This window comes from Streptococcus sp. S784/96/1 (assembly GCF_902729355.1).
Taxonomy (GTDB): Bacteria; Bacillota; Bacilli; order Lactobacillales; family Streptococcaceae; genus Streptococcus; species Streptococcus caledonicus.
This window is the reverse complement of record NZ_CACVCC010000001.1, coordinates 59,144-75,057: the sequence shown is the minus strand read 5'-3', so window position 1 is coordinate 75,057 and position 15,914 is coordinate 59,144. Positions and strand designations below refer to the sequence as shown.

General features: G+C 38.2%; 12 protein-coding genes. 2 read left to right on the top strand and 10 right to left on the bottom strand.

Translation table 11 applies throughout. The features are described 5' to 3' along the window. Window positions 1-12: 12 nt before the first annotated feature. Window positions 13-1,305, bottom strand: coding sequence for an apiosidase-like domain-containing protein (locus GZ996_RS00275; RefSeq protein ID WP_162011047.1), 1,293 nt, complete (start codon window positions 1,303-1,305; stop codon window positions 13-15). 140 nt (window positions 1,306-1,445) lie between these two features. On the opposite strand from GZ996_RS00275, the gene GZ996_RS00270 reads away from it, so the two are divergent. Next, window positions 1,446-2,450 (top strand): helix-turn-helix domain-containing protein, encoded by a 1,005-nt coding sequence (locus GZ996_RS00270; RefSeq protein WP_156805704.1) that lies wholly within the window; start codon window positions 1,446-1,448, stop codon window positions 2,448-2,450. Window positions 2,451-2,522: 72 nt separating this feature from the next. Here the strand turns inward: GZ996_RS00270 and GZ996_RS00265 are convergent, their stop codons facing one another. The 5 genes from GZ996_RS00265 to GZ996_RS00245 all read right to left on the bottom strand — a co-directional run bounded on the left by GZ996_RS00265 (window position 2,523) and on the right by GZ996_RS00245 (window position 8,621). Beyond that, the gene (locus tag GZ996_RS00265) at window positions 2,523-3,773 is read right to left on the bottom strand and encodes a prolyl oligopeptidase family serine peptidase (RefSeq protein ID WP_162011046.1); all 1,251 of its coding nucleotides are present in this window, start codon (window positions 3,771-3,773) and stop codon (window positions 2,523-2,525) included. 180 nt (window positions 3,774-3,953) lie between these two features. Further along, window positions 3,954-5,408, bottom strand: a complete 1,455-nt coding sequence (locus GZ996_RS00260) for an FGGY-family carbohydrate kinase (protein ID WP_162011045.1) — start codon at window positions 5,406-5,408, stop codon at window positions 3,954-3,956. A 4-nt stretch (window positions 5,409-5,412) separates the two neighbouring features. Then, entirely contained in the window at window positions 5,413-6,849 is a 1,437-nt protein-coding gene (locus tag GZ996_RS00255) for an L-fucose/L-arabinose isomerase family protein (protein WP_162011044.1), read from the bottom strand. A 1-nt stretch (window position 6,850) separates the two neighbouring features. Next, complete coding sequence (locus tag GZ996_RS00250; RefSeq protein WP_162011043.1) at window positions 6,851-7,798, bottom strand: transketolase family protein; 948 nt, start codon at window positions 7,796-7,798, stop codon at window positions 6,851-6,853. Beyond that, the gene (locus tag GZ996_RS00245) at window positions 7,788-8,621 is read right to left on the bottom strand and encodes a transketolase (protein ID WP_162011042.1); all 834 of its coding nucleotides are present in this window, start codon (window positions 8,619-8,621) and stop codon (window positions 7,788-7,790) included. Before GZ996_RS00245 ends, GZ996_RS00250 begins: the two co-directional genes overlap by 11 nt. Window positions 8,622-8,824: 203 nt before the next feature. Between GZ996_RS00245 and GZ996_RS00240 the strand changes: the two genes are divergently transcribed. Then, window positions 8,825-9,847: a LacI family DNA-binding transcriptional regulator gene (locus tag GZ996_RS00240; RefSeq protein ID WP_162011041.1), complete on the top strand. Its 1,023-nt coding sequence runs from the start codon at window positions 8,825-8,827 to the stop codon at window positions 9,845-9,847. Window positions 9,848-10,166: 319 nt separating this feature from the next. On the opposite strand, the gene GZ996_RS00235 is transcribed toward GZ996_RS00240, so the two are convergent. The 4 genes from GZ996_RS00235 to GZ996_RS00220 all read right to left on the bottom strand — a co-directional run bounded on the left by GZ996_RS00235 (window position 10,167) and on the right by GZ996_RS00220 (window position 15,845). Beyond that, window positions 10,167-12,428 (bottom strand): glycoside hydrolase family 3 C-terminal domain-containing protein, encoded by a 2,262-nt coding sequence (locus tag GZ996_RS00235; RefSeq protein ID WP_202922593.1) that lies wholly within the window; start codon window positions 12,426-12,428, stop codon window positions 10,167-10,169. 134 nt (window positions 12,429-12,562) lie between these two features. Beyond that, entirely contained in the window at window positions 12,563-13,495 is a 933-nt protein-coding gene (locus GZ996_RS00230) for a nucleoside hydrolase (RefSeq protein WP_162011039.1), read from the bottom strand. A 15-nt stretch (window positions 13,496-13,510) separates the two neighbouring features. Beyond that, on the bottom strand, window positions 13,511-14,977 hold the full coding sequence (locus GZ996_RS00225) for a DUF1593 domain-containing protein (protein ID WP_162011038.1): 1,467 nt from the start codon (window positions 14,975-14,977) through the stop codon (window positions 13,511-13,513). Between the two features lies 1 nt (window position 14,978). Beyond that, the gene (locus tag GZ996_RS00220) at window positions 14,979-15,845 is read right to left on the bottom strand and encodes an MBL fold metallo-hydrolase (protein WP_162011037.1); all 867 of its coding nucleotides are present in this window, start codon (window positions 15,843-15,845) and stop codon (window positions 14,979-14,981) included. Window positions 15,846-15,914: the final 69 nt, after the last annotated feature.

The following is a 15,914-nucleotide window of genomic DNA, read 5'->3' as shown; positions in this document are numbered from 1 at the left end:
CAAACTCCTTTATTATTTTTCTTTATTAATGATAAGTAAAGCATCTTTTGTAAAACGATGCATGTTAACCATAGTCTGACCTGTTTCTGAGGAATATACTGCTGTAACAGCCTCTTCTAGTTTATCTTCTAAGTCAAGATATTTTATCTCAGAACAACTCCAATCTCCAGAAAGCCTCAAACGAATATTCGATGGTACATAGATTAACAGATAAGAATCATTTTCAGCTACTCGTATTTCTGGGCTATGATTAACGAGTATGTCCTGTTTTGGTACCAAATCAAATAATTGATGGCTTTCTATAAAAGTTTTCAAAAACGCATAGTCCCAAGCACCTTTGAAATGAAGAGCATCTCGCCAATCATACGGTGTTTCAAAAGCCTCACCAATATTAGAGTTAAATTCCAAACAACTTTCGTGCCAAGACCATATTCCATGAGCACCATAAGTAACACCGCTACTAGCTCCTGATAACACACTTTGCCAAGCTGCTTTACGAACATCTTCTCTCGAAAATCGTCCATAAACACGACGACTATACCCCATCATTTCATAACATGGTTCTGAATTCAAAAGCGGACGCCTTGGTTCCATTTCATAAAAAGTCTCTGCCAATTGGTAAGTCATCTCTTGAAATTCACTATTATGTCCTGATTGGAACATGTAAAAATCCAAATGAGAACTTTCTTTAAGTACCTTTGGTAAGTCTGACTCTCTTCCTCTTATATGAAAAGTTGTTAGCGCATTAGGGTTATTTTCTTTTACGCGGTTAAGAGCTTGTAGATAATAGTCGGTCACAACTGTTTCGTTTGGAAAGTCAGTATCTCCGCTGATAACGTAAATTGGTTGAAATTCATCATAATGCCTCATCACCTTATCAACGTAAGGAAGAACCAAATCTTTAGGGAATGTTCCTAATTGTTTAATTGGCATTTGGCTCGCCCATGTATCAGGAATATAGTTTGCCCAAAGTAAAACCAAAGCTACTGTTAACCCTTTATTGTAGGCTTGTTTTATCATACGATAAGCACGATTGAAATAGTCTTCATTATATTGATAAAAATCAAACGTTCCATCATCTTTTATGGCAAAAGGTTTTATGCCTAATTCCGTCTGACTAGCATCCCATTGTTGTAACATATTTATCTGTAAAACATTAAAACCTTGCGATTTTCGGTAATCAAGATAATAATTCCAATCATTTTCAGTAATATTAGTAAATGCTGACCAACAAGTATCGGCTAAATAAAATATTGGTTGATTATTTTTGGTAAACAATCGTTTATCACTTTCTATTTGAAGCATTAGACTCCTTTCGCTATAACATTTTTTTATATATCATAAATGATTAAGATATCTCTTAACACTTTAAATTATAGCGCTTTCATGATATCATTTAAATAACATATTTTTGTAAAAAACATATCATTTCTTTAGGTACATTTATGGATTTTAATCAGTTAGAAAAAGTATTACTTGAAATTACTCAAAGCGAGCACCGTTATCTTAATCATGAAACACCAGACTATCTCAAAAAGCAAACATTAATACCACACTCAAACAATGTTTTTCAATTTCAATATTCCAAAAATTTCAACAAACAACCTGGAAATCCTGTAGATTTTTTCATCCGTAAACAAAGTCGCTTTACGCCTGTTCCAAATCATGTTACTGATGCTATCGAACTCAATTATGTCTATAGAGGTCAGAGTCTCCACTATATCAACGATAAAGAAATTTTATTAAATGAAGGTGATTTGATTCTTATTGATACTAATGCAACTCATGCTGTTAATAGCGCTGATTTTAATGATATTATCATCAGTATTAATATCAATCCTGATTATTTTAGGAAACATTTTCTAAATCGCCAGCAAAACCGCTCTGCTCTATCCCAATTTCTTTTTCAAGCTATCTCTGATAGTCAAAACCATAACCAATATCTTCTCTTCCGCAAGCAACATTCTTCTCATCTTCGGCTTCTTTTTCAACAGTTACTCTGCGAAGTTTATGATCCACAAGTGCTAAATCGTATGGTGTTAAATCATTATTTTCAGTTGATTTTACTAGAGTTGATTCGTTCTTTTTCTGTTGAAGCTAATGGTACCAGTGATGATAGCCATAAACAGCAGCTAACTTTAGACATTCTCTCTTACCTTAGCACTCACTATGCCAATACTTCCTTAGAAAGCTGTGCAGAATACTTTGGTTACAATAGTAGCTATTTTAGTAGCTTGGTAAAATCTTATACTGGACAGACGTTCAAAACATTATTACAAAATAGTCGACTTGAAGCTAGTATCCCTTTCCTTCTTAACAGTAAGCAACCTATTCGTGATATTGCCTTAGAAGTTGGCTTCAGTAATCTCAATCAATTTTACAAACTATTTAAAGATAAATATCACCAAACTCCAGCGGATTTTAGGCGACAAAATAAGCACTCAGGGTAGTTATCTGAGTGCTTATTTTTTATTTTACATTTAATACGATAAAGCAAAACTAGCGTTTGAGTTTAAACAATATCATAAGGACTGTTGCCCTATCCACTCCCAAAGGGTAACTGGTAATCCTTGATCAATGACTTTTCTACCATCAAAATCAACATTAGGATCATCTTGATAAACATAGATCCAAACACCGTGACTGAAGTAACGTCTAGGACGACCATCTGCTTCCTTGTAGCGACCTGTTTTATCCATAACATTTTCATAAAGTGTGTAGTGAAGATTAGCTGCTCCTAAACCTTTCAAATGGTGATAAAGAGGAATCGTTGTCTCTTTAGGGGGAACTAATTCATCTCCTTTAGCATGGACAAACCATAAAGGGGTGGTTATTAAACGTTCTAATGGCTCTGCACCTGCATTTTCCAAGTAGAACGGTGCACAACAAGCGATTCCTCCAGCGAAAAAGTCTGGATAATCTAACAACATTCTTAATGTCATAAAGCCACCGTTAGACAATCCACCGATATAGATACGTTTTTTATCAATATTATCTACATGTCTACTAATAAAATCATCAATAACCTTTTTTAAAGGGATACTATAAATACTTTGATTGGAACGTCCAAGTTGATCTTTACCATCGTCCATCCAAACCGTAGGGCACTGCGGAACCAACACCCATGCCCGTCCTAGTTTCTCTTGAATAGAACGACTTGACAAAGCAGTGACTCGATTACCTGTATAGGCAATATGTGGATCTTGCCCTCCTTCACCGGCACCATGCAGCCAGATTACCAAGGGTAGAACACTATCCTCTACATCTTTTGTTGGCTGATAGTAAGCATAGTTAAGCTCTAACTGTGTTTCCTTCATATAAGCAACACGCCATCCTTCAGTATTAGGGCTTCTTTCTTCTCTACAAGAATCATACACTAACCCACTACATTGCTCAGTGATTTCTCTGGTTTGAGTGATCCGATATTGATTTGTAATATAACGACTTTCTAAAATGGTACCTACTGTTCGTTTATTAAGACGTTCTTCTGCCAATTCTAGCGTAATGTATGAAGAAGACGTTCGCTCATTCCCATAGGCATCACTTGGATAACAGTCTAAAACTCTTGGATAACCTTTTAAAATCTGTTTTTCCCCTGAAACTCTGTCCGTTATGGATAGGATTTGTTCATTTTCTTTATCACAACATTCAACGTAAACATTAAACGTTTCTCTCGAAACCAAACGATGATCAATCTCCTCCGGCAAAGGCAAAATCAATTTTGTGATAAATGGTCCATTTTCAGTCATCTGTGTAACAGTTATATATTCCATCGTTTACATCCTTGAATAAAATATTTGCTAATCGTTATTTTCTTGATTATCAACAAAATATTAAGATAAATTGATACGATAATAAGAGATGAAAATAATCCACATTATCTTATCATCTTCTTACTAAATAACTTCTTTAATCTGGATTTGAACTCTCATAGTTTCAAAATTAATATATCATCAAACTTCAAGCATCATCTTGATCATTTTTTCCCACTTCGCCAGTTTTTGTAGGCGAACGCTCTGGAAGGATGGTTCTGGTGATACTTGATGTGTGGTCAGGTGATTTAGAATGGTTGTTGGATAAACATTGTTAGCTATACCTGCCATATAAGCAACACCAGTGCAGGACGCTTCTTCAACCGTTGCAATGTTAATATCGGCATTAGTCAAATTGCTTTGGAATTGCATAAGGTAATGATTTTTAGTTGGACCACCATCCACACTGATTTGCTTAATCGGTAAATTGGAAACATCCTTCATTGCACTAATCACAGCGTTAATCTGATAGGCGATGCTTTCCAAAGTTGCTTTAGCCAGTTCCGCTCGACCAGTTATTCGGGTCATACCTACAAAAGAAGCCGTGACATCATCCCTAAAATAAGGAGCACCTAGTCCTGAAAAAGCTGGAATAAGGTAGGTTTGGTCTTCTGGATTGGCTTTAGCAACCAAGTCTTCCAATTCATCCGGTGATGTAATCAACCCCACTTGGTCTTTTAACCAAGTAATGACAGCTCCTGAGTAATTAACATTTCCTTCAAGAACATAATGACAGATTTCTTGAGACTGCCAACCAACTGAGACTGCTAGATGGTTCGGAATCATACTGATCTCAGTTCCAATATTCATCATGATAGAGGAACCTGTTCCATACGTTGCCTTGATAGCTCCCGGTTGCTCACCTTTGTGAGCAAAAAGTGCAGCGTGAGAATCCCCCATCACGGCATGAATGGGAATCACAGCAGGGAGAATACCATCAAAGTCTGTCCAACCAAAATGACTATCAGATGGCTTAATTTCAGGGAGGTGAGACCTTGAGATATCAAATAATTGACAAAGTTCTTCGTCCCATGATAAGGTCGTTAAATTCATTAACTGCGTCCGACTAGCATTAGAGACATCTGTCACAAAAGACTCCCCTTTAGTTAATTGATAAACTAACCATGAATCTATTGTTCCACAAGCTAACTCTTCCGGCAACTCGTCCATCTGTCTTAGAATCCAAGCGTATTTAGCTGCTGAAAAATAAGGTGACAAGGGCAAACCTGTTTTTCGTTTGACCATAGAAGCCTCGGAAATATTGAAACTATCTGTTATCTCCTTAGCCCTGGCACACTGCCAAACAATCGCATTCTCGACTGGCAAGCCTGTCTTTCTATTCCAGACTAAAGCAGTCTCCCTTTGATTCGTGATTCCAACTGTTTTGATCTCAGTTTGATCAATACCAACAACGATTTCTCGAACAAGAGATAACACATTGTTATAAATCTCTAATGGATCATGAGAAACCCAACCTTTTTCATTGACTAATTGCTGATGTGATTTGCTGACTTTCTTTACAATGTTTCCCTCATCATTATATAAAAGTACCTTAGTACCTTGCGTACTTTGGTCTATGCCGAGTACATAAGCCATAACATTATCCTCTATTTGGACGGAAATAAGTTGGTTCATCACCAGATAGGTAAGCTTTAACTTCTTCCTCGATTGGATCATACAAATCTGGTTTGATGCCTAGATATTTACAAGCCTCATAAAGCACAGGGACAACATCTGAAGGAATAGCTGCAACGTGGTGAATATATGGTCCATAGACCAGATGAGATTCTAAACGATTGAGATTATCAAATTCCACATAGCAATATGTTCCTTGATTATAAGGACCTTCAATGCCTTTAGCATTACCAATCAAGAGCGAATAGTCACCATTATCTCCATCAAAGCGGCAAAGGGTGTAATCACTTGTTTTGGCTCTAAAACCAACTGATCCTGGGTAGTCAAAAACGAAGTGGCGAGGTGGTAAAGTTGGTTTTGTTTCTGCGGTCTGATAAGCAAAGACGCCTAAGTGTTGTAACAATTCACCATTTGGGTTTTCAGGGTGACGGCAGTTGACATCGGCAAAGATAGCACGGTATTCGCCAAGCGATGCCGCTTCAACAAGTAGTTCTGAGATTGCTCCATGAACGTCTGTTTCACAAACAAATGGAATACCTTCCTCTTGCAACAAAGATAGAGAAGCATATGGTAAAATACCAATTTCTTCTTGCAAAGCTGTCCAACATTGGATCACTCCTGCATTACAGCCATAGAAATGACAAAGGTTTTCAAGTGCAACCTTCAAAGCTGCAACCATATTGAGCTCATCTGCCGTGATTTGAACATCAGTATTAGTGTAAAACCACTCTTCAACAGTAGCAACCTTGTCACCTTCTTCTGCCTTAACACGGTTAATTTCATCGACTAGTTCACGAATTGGTACTGGTGATAATGAAATATTAAATCGCTCAAGAAGTTCTCCTTCATTGCAAATAACTGTCCAAAAGTCAAATGGACGTGGACCAACTTGCAAGATGCGAGTATTTTTAAAGGTTTTTACGACATTGCAGACCTTAACAAAGTCTTTCACGCCACGCTCAAAAGCTGGGTCATCAACATCTGAATTTTTGATGTAGGTAAATGGTACTTTAAAACGACGTAAGACCTTACCTATTGCAAAAAGTCCACATTGGCTATCACGAAGTCGTGAGCCATCTGGAGCAGGTGTTTCATCTTTTGGTCCCCAGAGCAAAACGGGTACATCTAATTTTTTCGCTAAGCGAGCAACTGCATACTCTGTTCCAAAATTTTCATTCGCAATAAAAAGTCCATCAATACCAGCCGCCTTATATTTAGCTGCTGCAGCTTCAACACTAGCATCATCATAAATCAGACCGTCTTCATTGATGTCTTTTATATCAACGTAATCAATACCCCAAGCATCTAATTTTTCACGGGTGTAATTGGCATATTTGATTGCAGCATCTGCACTAAACAAATTGCGACGTGTTGGTGCAAAACCAAGAGTTATTTTATCCATATTATTTTCCTACTTTCTTTAATAGTGTTTTGACAGTTTGACTAATGCCTTCCGAAGAAAGACCGTAATGATTAAAGACTTCCTGACTAGTACCTGTGATAATATGATCATCTGGTAACGCCATGATGTTTACAATTCCCTTGCCTTCTTGGGCGACAACTGATGAAATGGCTTCTCCTAAACCACCATTCACGCTATGTTCTTCAACAGTAACGATCACTCCTGTCTCTGCAATAGCCTTTTTTATCGCCTCTTTATCTAGCGGCTTTAAGCTAGCAAAGTTAAGAACTCGTGCAGAGATACCTTCTTTCGCCAAGCTAACCGCAGCGTCCATTGCTGGTCGAACGGTCTCTCCTATGGCTGCAATAGTGATGTCATTTCCGGCTACCATTTCATGAGCTTTACCGATTTCAAATGCGACATTGGTCTCTGTGAAACAATCTTCGACAGGATTTCGCCCTAAACGGATATAAGCTGGTTTATCCGATTTGACTAAATAGTCAAATACAGCTTTCGTTTCATGGCGATCTGCAGGTACAATGACTTCTAAATTAGGAATTGCGCGTGTCACTGCAAAGTCTTGTAACGAATGATGACTCATCCCTAGAGCACCGTAGCTAACACCGCCACTGATACCAACTAATTTGACATTTTTGTCTGAATAAGCAACATCAACCTTAACTTGTTCGATACTTCTCATGCTAAGAAAGCAAGCTGGAGAGGCTACAAAAGGTCGTTTCCCATTAAGTGCTAAACCAGCGGCAATACTCACTAAATTTTGTTCAGCAATCCCAATTTCAATGTGTTGCTCAGGTAATTCTTGCCCAAATTTGACTAAGGAAGCTGAGCCACGCGAATCACTGGTTAAAACCACTAGGTCTCGATTTTCTTTACCTGCTTCAATCAGGACATCACACATAACCGCGCGGTTTGCTATTTTATTTCCCATTTTCCAAGGCCTCCATTGCTACATCTAATTCTTTCATTGCTTTTTGATATTCCTCAACATTAAGAACATGATGGTGCCAGCTTGCCACACCTTCCGCATCTGACACTCCTTTACCTTTTACCGTATTAGCAATAATAACCGTTGGTTTTCCAGGTTCCTTATCTTGATAGGCTTTCAGTAATTGCTCAACATCATTTCCATCCGCAACATCAACAACATGCCAGCCAAAAGCTGTCCATTTATCATGTAAGTTATCTAGTGCCATGACATTTTCTGTTGACCCTGTAATTTGTAAACGATTACGGTCAATAATAGCCGTTAGATTATCTAATTTATAGTTAGCTCCAGCCATTGCTGCTTCCCACACAGAACCCTCAGCTAATTCACCATCTCCCATTAGTGTGTAGGTGTGGTAAAATTCTCCATCTAGTTTAGCTGCTAAGGCACTTCCTACAGCCAAGGCCAGTCCGTGACCAAGTGATCCTGTATTCATTTCAATACCTGGCACCTTATTGTTCGGATGTCCAAGCAATCTAGAGTCAAACTGTGAAAAGGTTTTGAGCTCCGCTTTTTCAAAAAATCCTTTATCAGCTAGAATTGCCCACAAAATTTCAACTGCATGCCCCTTACTTTGAATATAACGATCTCGTTTGGGATCCTTAGGGAAATCAGGGTTTACATTGAGTTGATGATAGTATAGACTAACCAAGATATCTGTACACGATAAATCTGATCCGATATGACCTGTGCCAGCTTCATAAATCATCGTGATAAAGTCTTTTTTCAATTCTAAGGCCTTTCGTTGTAACGATAATGTATCCATCTTCTCACTCCTTATTTTTTAAAAACTTGCAATTTACAAAAAGTAAGCGCTTAACTTCTTGTTATTTTAGCATGCGACCTCTAGAGATTCAATTCATTTTATAAAATAAAGAAAATATTTTAGCTTAGTTTACTAAACTAAATTGACAAACCAAATCTTAAACGATATGATAAAGCTATCAACTATCAAAAATGAGGAGAAATATGATTAAGTTAGAAGATTTAGCTCGCTTAGCAGGCGTCTCAAAAGCCACTGTATCCTTAGTTTTAAATAATAAGTCTGGCGTCAGTCCTAGTAAGCGTGAAGAAATTCTGAGTCTTGCTAAAGAGCATCATTATCAGCCATTGCGAAAATCACGAAAAAAAGAGGCCTACCAACCTCAACATACTGTCCGTTTACTTGCCTGCAACTCTCTTCATCGCTTTACCTATAATTTTCAGCAATTACCCTACTTCAATGAACTCATCAATGATTTTATTGTTTATGCTCCGAAATATGCTATTGACTTACTGATAAACTCTATTTCAATTGATAATGTGGAGGATGAGCTCAATGCACTCGAAAAAAACCAACCTTCTGAGGCTATTATTTTACTCGGAACAGACCTACCTGAAACAACTGTTGAAACAATTCTAGACTTGCATAGTAATATCATCGTTATTGATGCTTGCTTTGACCACATCAATAATAATTTTATCGCTAAAAATAATTTCCAAGGAGCTTATTTGGCGACATCTTATTTGATTGAATATGGTCATACTGCCATAGGATACGCCATGTCAAAACAACGCATTCGCAATTTCCAAGAGAGGCAAGCAGGGTTTAAAGCAGCGTTAAAAAAATCTCATTTGGATACTGAACATTTCCCTAAACTCATCTTTCCAGCACACGAAATTGCAGCTCATCCTGAATTATTGCGAAAAAATAACTTAGCAACTGCCTATTTTTGTGATAATGATTCCATAGCAATCAGCCTCATTAAATCCTTACAAGCCATAGGACTGAAGGTGCCCGATGAGGTCTCCGTCATTGGTTTTGATAATATTTCTGAATCAAAAGTCATTACACCAGAATTAACAACCATCGATATTGATAGACAATTTATGGTGAACAAAGCTCTCGAAAAAGTAGCAACGGTCATCAGTCAACAACCAGGTGAAGAAAACTATACTCAATACCGAATCAATGCGAAATTAGTAGAACGTGATTCGGTGAAAAAATTGTGATATCACGCCATATAATACTCATTTACAATCAAAATCTGATAACTTGTGAATACTGGTTCTGAAAAGGATTCTAGTCTCAATATAAATGATAAATCTGGTTGAATTTTTACAACAAGAAAGACACCTAATCCACTCCACTTGTCATAATATAAGTTCCACAATCTCATATTTTGAAATGAATTAAGTATAAAAACTTTTAAAAATAACAAATGGCTTAGATTAACGTCATCAAGAAACGCTGTTTCTAAGCCATTTTATATTGTCCCAATTTTTAAAAGAAAGGCTAAAAATTTAGTTTTCCCCCAATCTTTATTTGCACTCACTCAACAACCGTATTTAATGCAATCAGTGTCTCCTCAAGGGAATCATCTGTTAATACGCCAAAGCTTAAGAGTGCTCGTAAGGGCATTGAGGACATCATTTGGGTTGCCATTTCGTCTGAAACAGCACTTGATTCAGACTCTTCGTTATGGTCTCCAAAGCTTGCTGCTATGCGTTTCATGAGATCTTTAGTGATACTTTGGCAGTTAGGTTGTTCTAATAATTCACCAATTGTTGTATTACGATGTACTTTAAACGGTAAGGCTTGTGAGCTATTTATTCGAACCTCAGTCTCGCAAATAACCTCTCGGGAACTACGACACACTTGAACGTTATAAATACCACTAGCAATGTGCCAGTCATTAAGTTCTTCACTGAAATAAGCAAAACTACGTGGACTTAGGTTTAACGTCACTTTTTGACTCTCACCTGGAGCCAAGTCAATTTTATCAAAAGCTTTTAATTCACGTATCGGTCTCTTATGATTTGCATTCTGATTGGAAACATAAAGTTGAACAACCTCTTTACCGCGACAAGTGCCACTATTTGTGACCATAACTGAAACTTCCAAATTGTCTGATTCAGTGAGGGTGTCCTTAGATACTTTTAAATCACTGTAGGTAAAAGTTGTATAGCTCAACCCATGTCCAAATGGATAGGCTACGGGTAGATTTTTCGTATCATAATAACGATACCCCACAAAAATCCCTTCTTGATAATCGACGTCACGGCCATTTCCAGGGAAATTAAGATAGCTTGGATTATGTTCCAATTTCAATGGGAAGGTTTCCGCTAAGCGACCGCTTGGGTTCACATGACCAAATAAAAGATTCACCGTTGCTTCACCTACAGCTTGACCAGCTAAATACATTTCTAAAATAGCTGCCACTTTATCAGCCCACGGAAGCTCCACCGCAGAACCATTATAAAGAACGACAATGGTATGAGGCTGTACTGCGGTAACAGCTTCTACTAAGTCCGTTTGATTTTGTGGTAAGCTCATGTGAGTACGGTCATAACCTTCTGACTCGTAACTGTCTGGTAGTCCAATAAAAAGTACAGCAACATCAACGTTCTGAGCCACTTCAACAGCCTCGGTTCTTAATTTGACATCATCTGTTTGCTCCGTCACATCGTAACCTTGAGCATAGATAATTTTAGTTTCCTTGTTTGCTTCATCTAAGGCATTTGTCACTTTGAAACTGTTAATATGAGAACTACCACCACCCTGGAAACGTGGTTTTTTAGCAAACTCACCAATAAAAGCAATTTTTTGACTAGCTGAAAGTGGTAAAATGCCACTATTTTTAAGTAGCACTGCTGATTCCTCTGCAATCTGTCTAGCAACTGCATGATCCGCTTCTTTATCCCAAGTGACTGCTCTGCGATGATCAATATAATCAAAAGTCACAGTTAATAGACGTTCTACCGCTAAATCTAAGACACTCTCCTCTAAAAGACCTGCTCGCACAGCTTCTACTAACTTTGTATCATTGATGCCATTTGAGCTAGGCATTTCTAACTCCAAACCAGCTTCAAGACTTTTTACGCGATCGTCAACAGCACCCCAGTCAGAAACAACATAGCCTTCAAATCCCCATTCCTTTCGCAAGATATCTGTTAACAACCACTCATTTTGAGAGGTATAGACACCATTTAAGCGATTATATGAAGACATGATAGTCTTAGGTTGAGCCTCTTTTACGATTGTCTCAAAAGCAGAAAGGTAGATTTCACGTAAAGCTTGTTGCCCTACTTGGGAAGAAATGCTCATGCGACGATACTCTTGATTGTTAGCAGCAAAATGTTTAGGGCTTGTTCCAATTCCTTGAGATTGCACACCTTTAACAAAAGCCGTTGCTAATTCTCCTGTTAGGTAAGGATCTTCTGAAAAATATTCAAAATTACGACCACACAATGGCGAACGCTTAATATTAACACCTGGTCCCAAAATAACCGAAACATCTTCTGCCTGGCATTCATTGCCTAAAGTTTCTCCCATTTGTTGCAATAGATTTCGATCAAACGACCCTGACGTAGCACAAGCCGCTGGGAAACAAACAGCCTTGATACTATCGTTGATTCCTAAGTGATCTGCTGATTGATCTTGTTTACGTAAGCCATGAGGACCATCACTCAGCATTAAACTAGGAATTCCTAAACGCTCAATTGCTTTAGTATGCCAAAAATCCTGTCCTGAACAAAGACCTGCCTTTTCCTCCAATGTTAATTGGGAGACGATTTCTTTAATATTTCTCATGATACCTTCCTTAAACTTCTTTCTAATCATGATTATTAAAATGGATATAGATGGTTATTAGCAAACATTAGACTAATGTAACTATTCCCCATCTATTCCAACGCTATACTGATTCAACTTTCATCAACCATCCATTATTTTGCAAATAGGGCTATTTTACAGAAGAGATCTTCAAGCGTCAATCGAGTATCCATATCTTTATAGATTCTTATAAGGCGATTATCAGGATTCGGTTCATAGTTCATCGTCTCTAAATTAATTTTGGGAGCAGGTACCTTGGTATAAAGATCTGTACGTTGATTTTCCTGCATAAGGGCAGCTACGACACCTTCATCTCCTAGCCCCCAAATCTCACCATGTGGCCAATCAAAATCTGGCATTTGTTTTCCTAAAGCCATATTGAGTTCTGTTAATTCTTCAAAAAGATAATTCCCTAATTTACCATAAGGTTTTACCTTGTATTCCAGCTCTGCCATTGACACTGCAAAACGCTTATAAACATTAGCTGGAACCTGCCATAAGGGCATATCAGATTGGAAAACAACATTGGCCGCATGGACATCCTGCATCAGGTTAAATTCAGAGCCACCGTCTGGGTAACTCCCTCCACCAATCCAAATCGCTGTCATTTTTTGGCAAATTTCAGGTTTTAATAAAATAGCTGACGCTAAATCTGTCAAAGATCCCTGCATCCCGATATAAAGAGGACGGTCATCATCCTTCATCGCTTCATCAATAATGAACTGTGCCCCTTCAGATAAAATTGGCGTCTGTTCATCTACCATTGCCTGCTCTGCCCCTAGTAAAACGGGATAATGACTAATTAGTTCCATTACCTCTAACACTTTAACTAGCTCATCATAACTAGCTTTAGCAGACGTGCCTGCTGGATAACGTCCATAATTTTTATCAAAATGAGCAGCAATAAGTCCTTTTACCTCAAATCTTGGTGTCAATAGGCAATGCGCTACTGTAAACTGATCATCTGCCTCATTTTTACAATCTGAATGGATAATATAACGCACTTTACGACTTTCAGGGACTTGATAACTTAATTTTTCAAACATGACAACACATCCTTTCTATTTCACCGTCACAATCACACGCTCATAGGTTTTCAAGGGTAAATCTGCTACATTTGATACCTCCAAAATCATGTGCAATGTTTGACCAGGTTTCGCATCTTCTGGTACCGTAAATTGCACAACTGGCGTATCTTCTCCAGTCAAAGGCAATGCCCAATCTATTTCCATTTCTTTAGAATGCCACGAGGACACATGATCCATATCTCCTAAGCGAAAAACATCTGATTCTAACTCAAGGTTACTAAAATCCCAGTAGGAAGAGGCTTCATGGTAACACCACCAATGATAATTAAGACTATACCCATTGAGATCACTTGCTTTTGCTTGCAAGGTTATGATTTGGCCAGGTTCAGCTTGGATATCTTTTTTTGCTACTTTTACCTGCGGATAATGGGTCACTGACTTAAAATCATCCGTAATACACCACTGCGCTCTTGCGGCTAAGTCTGCTTGGATATCGGGAATCCAGCGGTAAAGACTGTACTCTTGCTCAAAACGTTTGGTATAAGGATTGTAGTCAATCGTCTGATTCGTCGTAAATGTATTTGGACTAATCTCCCTAAAACGACCTCCCCAGCCACCAAAACCTGGGTTTTCAAATCCCCTCAAACTAGTCTGCAAAAGGTAAAAATATGACGGCGAATCGCCTTCAGAAATAAAGTCATAGGCCTCATAATCTGGATGTTGATTTAACCAGGCCTGTTGCCCAAACTGCTCAGACTCAACTTCTCCTTCCAGGTAATAGCCATCACCGATAAGAGCATACTGGTCTAGCAGCGGTCCCTTATTTTTCAAATGAGTCAGATGCCAGTCAGCATTAAGACTTGCCCGAAAAGCCTCTGGCAATCCTTTCCAACCATAAGCAAAATACCCAAAATTCAAACTATCATTAAGTGTCTTAATATTCCAATTCTTTGAAATATAGTCGCCATAGGTCCCATCTTGATCAAGAATAATGTAGAGAACGACTTTATCCTCAACCTTTTTCTTTATCGTGTCCCAATCTGCGGTTCCTTCATAACGTTCTTGAATAGATTTCAGGGCTCTGGCAGTTGTATTTGTCCCACCCCATGTTTGAATGTATAAGGGCCTATCATCATCGTCCAGTATAAGATCTGCTAAAAAGTTAGAACCTTCTGTCTCCTCAGTCATATCACTCACATCATCAACATTCCCAATGCGATAAACCGATAATAGGGACTCCGGAGTTGGAAAAGTTGGATCGTGTTTCATAAGGTTTGGATAAACGTGATCGTATTTAGCAATCAACTCTGGAATCCAAGTCTCCCCAGTCCAACGATAAGCGGGTTTCTCTGCTGTTCCTCGGTAATGAAACATCGACGACGTTAAAATGATACCAGCAACATCAACATCATTGCTGTAAAGCAGGAATCGAATAAACGAATCCATATCGTCGATTTCACCGTCTGTTGTCACTACCGTACGTAATTTTAGTTTTTTCATGTCATTCATCACCATTCTCCAAACCAGTACCAAATACTTTTAACACGTCATCTTTGACCAAGATAATGCTTCCCTTACCGTAACGAATACGGCAAAAGGTCGCTGAACGAGGATCCATTTCAATAAAACGGTGGTTCAGCCTATCTTCAATCGTAACCGTTCCTGCAAAAATACCGTCCACTAAATCAAGGTAATCTTGTAAATAACTTTTCGCAATCGGCCCTCCATTGTGATTTGGAAGGAGGTAATCATACTGGTCTTGGTAGGATAGTAGTAGTTCCGTATTAGCCTTAAAATTCAACAGACGCTCTTTAATGTCATAAGAATCAGCCATTTTAGGATTACGCGAATTTTCCAGTAACAATACCTGAGCTGATTCCATCTCATCTCCACAAAACATCATCCGCTCTCCCTCATCAAAGAAAAAGAGCGATGAATTACAATGCGCAGGTTTAACTTCCAGCAACTTCAACTGACGATTTCCTAAATCAATAACATCACCTGCCTCAATCAACTTTTTGCGATAGTGAGGAAAGGGTAACCTTGTAATATCAAACGGACCTGTATTATTCATTACAGAAGGTTCATCATCAACATAGCCAGAGTTTACCAAAACTTCCTCAAATTCCCCGTTTCCAGACGAATGATCAGGATGAAAATGCGTATTAGCACAAATCAAAGGCTTAGTGGTTAAAGTTTGAGCAAAAGCTCGTAAAGTCCCTGAACCATAACCAGTATCTAGAAGTAGAGCTTGTTCATCCCCTTCTAGAAGGTAAATGTGTTGACTCCCTCCCATGAATTGAATCACCCAAGTTCGTTCTTTCAATTGGTATGCTGTATAGGATGCAAATACTTCTAACGGATTCATATTAACTCCTTTCAATTCAATAAAAAATCACAGTTTCGTTACTATTTATATTGTTTAATTTAATACTGA

What these genes read in the sequence shown, in the direction of transcription:
- GZ996_RS00260 (WP_162011045.1), bottom strand. Translation starts at nt 5,408, where the DNA reads ATGGCTTATGTACTCGGCATAGACCAAAGTACGCAAGGTACTAAGGTA.
- GZ996_RS00225 (WP_162011038.1), bottom strand. Translation starts at nt 14,977, where the DNA reads ATGAAAAAACTAAAATTACGTACGGTAGTGACAACAGACGGTGAAATC.
- GZ996_RS00250 (WP_162011043.1), bottom strand. Translation starts at nt 7,798, where the DNA reads ATGGGAAATAAAATAGCAAACCGCGCGGTTATGTGTGATGTCCTGATT.
- GZ996_RS00265 (WP_162011046.1), bottom strand. Translation starts at nt 3,773, where the DNA reads ATGGAATATATAACTGTTACACAGATGACTGAAAATGGACCATTTATC.
- GZ996_RS00245 (WP_162011042.1), bottom strand. Translation starts at nt 8,621, where the DNA reads ATGGATACATTATCGTTACAACGAAAGGCCTTAGAATTGAAAAAAGAC.
- GZ996_RS00220 (WP_162011037.1), bottom strand. Translation starts at nt 15,845, where the DNA reads ATGAATCCGTTAGAAGTATTTGCATCCTATACAGCATACCAATTGAAA.
- GZ996_RS00235 (WP_202922593.1), bottom strand. Translation starts at nt 12,428, where the DNA reads ATGAGAAATATTAAAGAAATCGTCTCCCAATTAACATTGGAGGAAAAG.
- GZ996_RS00270 (WP_156805704.1), top strand. Translation starts at nt 1,446, where the DNA reads ATGGATTTTAATCAGTTAGAAAAAGTATTACTTGAAATTACTCAAAGC.
- GZ996_RS00240 (WP_162011041.1), top strand. Translation starts at nt 8,825, where the DNA reads ATGATTAAGTTAGAAGATTTAGCTCGCTTAGCAGGCGTCTCAAAAGCC.
- GZ996_RS00275 (WP_162011047.1), bottom strand. Translation starts at nt 1,305, where the DNA reads ATGCTTCAAATAGAAAGTGATAAACGATTGTTTACCAAAAATAATCAA.
- GZ996_RS00255 (WP_162011044.1), bottom strand. Translation starts at nt 6,849, where the DNA reads ATGGATAAAATAACTCTTGGTTTTGCACCAACACGTCGCAATTTGTTT.
- GZ996_RS00230 (WP_162011039.1), bottom strand. Translation starts at nt 13,495, where the DNA reads ATGTTTGAAAAATTAAGTTATCAAGTCCCTGAAAGTCGTAAAGTGCGT.